This window comes from Paenibacillus sp. P4_E11, from assembly GCF_056401635.1.
On the sequence record NZ_JBFUIX010000324.1, the window covers coordinates 1 to 2,580 of the forward strand.

A 2,580-nucleotide genomic window follows, 5' to 3' on the forward strand; every position below is an offset into this window, starting at 1 on the left:
AGAAAAAAGGAAAATGGCTTATTACCTCTTTCTTCGCCGGCTCACTCGGCTTGTTCATCTTGTTCGGGGTATTGTTTTATTTGTCAAACATTCTGGAGAAAGATCCATACAATATAGACGGGGTAAAAAAAGGACTTGTCCTCGCGATCCCGTTGCTTGGCATGGTTGTGACATCCTATACGACCGGCAGCGTGATCAAGAAAAACGGGATTCTGATGCGCTGGTTGATGAATATCGGCTTAGTGCTTATGGTTGCAGCCTTAGGCTCCACTATTTTTTTCTTCAAAAACTTGTACGTCTTCATCGGCTTGCTCACCATTAGCAGTATCGGAACCGGCATGCTTCTCCCCTGCCTGAACACATTAATTACCGGTTCAGTCGAGAAGGAACAACGAGGCATGATTACATCCCTCTACAACAGCTTACGATTCCTCGGAGTTGCCGTAGGACCTCCCTTATTCGGCTGGATGATGGAGAAGTCGGAGCGCATCGTGTTCATTTCCGTATCGGTCTTATCTCTTATTGCGCTCGGCCTTGTGTTTTTCCTGATCAAACCGGATAAACAGGTGAACTGAGGAAGCAAATGTAGGTATAATGTTAGTTAGGTAGCGGGTTATACACCTAACAAACCGATGAACAGGATGAGACGCCCCATGGCAGTTACAATAGATCAACGCACGGCCGCGGCACTACTCAGCTATTGCCAGATGAAGCTTCCCGAGGAAGCATGTGGTGCACTAATGGGGTTCGTTAATCCGATCGATTCCAGCGAAATGCAGATCACTCGTTTCATCCCGATTACCAATCGCGCCTCCCAGCCTGAGACGTCCTTCAGCTTCGATGCCAGGGAATGGGTCTCACTTGTATGGAGGGAGCATCAGCCTGATGAACTAATCGGCATCTTTCACTCTCACCCGACGGCACCTGCAATCCCTTCGCTACAAGATTTGGATTCGGCTTGGTCGCATCTTCCTGTTCATCTGATCATCGCCATGGAAACGGGAGAATGGTTCGCCTACACAACAAAAAACCACTCAACCGCAATTAGCGGCGATTGGTTCAATGGCTTAAATATTCGTATAAATCCCCCAGCGTAAGCACGTCCCGTTCCATCACCTCACGCAACAGCTTCCCCCAAAGCTTCGCGGTCATGATGGAGTCGTACAAGGCGTGATGCCGGCTATCTGCTTCGATTTCATAGCTTTCAAGCAACGCATCCAGACTATAGCTACTTCGCTTGGGATGCATTCTCTTGGCCAGAATCAAGCAATCCAGCAGTCGATGGGACAAGTTAACCTTAGATGTCTTCCATAAAGCCGAGTTCAAGAAGTGCTTGTCATGACCGCTCCCGTGAACGATCAGCACACGATGCTGGACGAATTCCAGAAACTCTCTTAATACCGTGATCAGCTCCGGCGCTTGTGCCGCCTCCTCCATGCAAATGCCCGTCAGAAGCACCACTTCCTCCGGGATTTTACCCTTTGGCTGCGTCAAGCTGTAGAACGTTTCCTCATGCTTGATCAGTTCGCCAGTGACGGAAACCGCCCCAATAGAAAGAATCTCATCTCCATTATAAGGTGAGAAGCCGGTCGTCTCCAGATCGAAGACAACCGCTTCCAGATTCTCCAATCCGATCTCATACAAGCTGTTCTTGCGCTGTTCCTTCATAAAAGAACGGATAAAGGCCATATGCTGCGCATTATGCGCATCGAACATCGAAGCGACAGCAGGTGTAATGCCGCCCTTCTTGTAGAGGTGCCACATTCGCCCGACGGCTGACATGTCTTTCATAACGAATCCCTCCGATCCGTCCGGTTGTTCAGAAGCAATCGCTCGGTCCGTTTCTTGACAACCTGCTGCAGCTCCTGTCCGTCACGCAGAGCGCGTCTTAACTGTTGCTTCAGCTCCCGGCTCAGCTGTTCAGCTTGCAGTATACCTCTGGTGGTATAGATGCCATGATCAGTCTGATATGGCGTTTGCGTCCTTAACCACAAAGCGAATTGTATCGCTTCTTTCCAGCGACTGCCCAATTCCGGATCAATAATCCCTTGTCCGACCAAAACATCAAGCCTGGATAATGATGAAGTTTCACGGACATCACCCTCGATCGCAAGCAGCCTTACCCCGTTGATTAACGGAATATATGCACCATACTTAATATCCAATCCTCCTGCATCAGGTCCATATCGTTCCGTAATCAAGTTGCCGAATGGCCCGAGTGACAGCTTGTGATGCAACGTATTACGCAACATATCGCCCATTATGGATGGCCGCTTGCTCACTTCGGCATGGAAGGCAATCTTCAAGGCGGATACGAGCGACTCCTCTCCGTGAATACACCGCAAATCCGACGATATCAATAAGTACCTAACACTTTCCCAATCCGAGTTCTCGAACCAGCCCTGAATCATCCGCAGCCATTCTGACAGCGGCTTCCTCCATTGCGGATTCGTGCTGATCACATTCCCTTCGCACGGAGGATACCCAATCTCCTGCAACGATCGGAATACCTCTTCTGCCAACAGACGGTAATACGTATCCGTCTTCTCCGACTCCGCTTCATCTGGGTCTGCATACACC

4 protein-coding genes are annotated in these 2,580 nt (G+C 49.6%); 2 read left to right on the forward strand and 2 right to left on the reverse strand.

Annotated elements, in window-relative coordinates; translation table 11 throughout:
• Together AC1DWB_RS33460 and AC1DWB_RS33465 are read left to right on the forward strand one after the other, a co-directional pair.
• A partial coding sequence (locus AC1DWB_RS33460; RefSeq protein WP_477545404.1) for an MFS transporter occupies nt 1-575 on the forward strand: 575 nt, incomplete at its 5' end.
• 78 nt (nt 576-653) lie between these two features.
• On the forward strand, nt 654-1,097 hold the full coding sequence (locus AC1DWB_RS33465; protein ID WP_477545405.1) for a M67 family metallopeptidase: 444 nt from the start codon (nt 654-656) through the stop codon (nt 1,095-1,097).
• On the opposite strand, the gene AC1DWB_RS33470 is transcribed toward AC1DWB_RS33465, so the two are convergent.
• Entirely contained in the window at nt 1,060-1,791 is a 732-nt protein-coding gene (locus AC1DWB_RS33470; protein WP_477545406.1) for an exonuclease domain-containing protein, read from the reverse strand. The two genes, AC1DWB_RS33465 and AC1DWB_RS33470, sit on opposite strands and share 38 nt — an antisense overlap.
• The coding region (locus AC1DWB_RS33475; RefSeq protein WP_477545407.1) for a putative nucleotidyltransferase substrate binding domain-containing protein at nt 1,788-2,580 on the reverse strand (793 nt) is incomplete at its 5' end. The genes AC1DWB_RS33470 and AC1DWB_RS33475, both read right to left, overlap by 4 nt.